This is a genomic window from Kocuria sp. CPCC 205263, assembly GCF_040981075.1.
GTDB lineage: Bacteria > Actinomycetota > Actinomycetes > Actinomycetales > Micrococcaceae > Kocuria > Kocuria rosea.
This window is the reverse complement of record NZ_JAVKPV010000099.1, coordinates 1-500: the sequence shown is the minus strand read 5'-3', so window position 1 is coordinate 500 and position 500 is coordinate 1. Positions and strand designations below refer to the sequence as shown.

Sequence of the window (500 nt, the reverse complement as noted above, 5' to 3'; positions counted from 1 at the left end):
GACGGGGCCGCCGAACTCGACCAGGGCATCACCATCCTGCTGGGCGGCCTCGCCGCCCAGCTCCACCCCACGACACCCAGCACCCCGGACACCTCGATGCCCGACCTCGGCCCACAGGAGCTCTCATGACCACCACCGCCGCTGACCACACCGGACACCACCAGCACTCCACCCCCCACGAGCAGGGCGCCCACACCCTGGTGGCCCCGGCCCTGACCGGCCCCATGACCCCCGCCCCCACCAGGACACCGGGCAGCCGGCTGAGCCCGGAGCAGGACTTCCCCGAGGACCTGTCCGGGCTGGGCATGGCGGACCTGCAGATCCTGCACTCGAGGATCACCCGCCAGCTCGACCACGACTACCGCACCGACCCCGCCGGACCCCACTTCTCCACCATGGACCGCTGCCAGGACCTGCATTCAGAACTCAACGCCCGCGACACCGCATGAGAGCCCATGACCCCGCCCGAGCCCGAGCCCTCACCGACAGGTACACCATGA

Annotated in this window: 1 protein-coding gene; it reads left to right on the top strand. The window is 71.0% G+C overall.

Going from position 1 to position 500, the window contains the following annotated elements:
- Positions 1 to 125 precede the first annotated feature (125 nt).
- Positions 126 to 449 carry a hypothetical protein gene (locus RF647_RS19340; RefSeq protein ID WP_368813150.1) on the top strand — a complete coding sequence of 108 codons (324 nt, stop codon included), beginning with the start codon at positions 126 to 128 and terminating at the stop codon, positions 447 to 449.
- Positions 450 to 500: the final 51 nt, after the last annotated feature.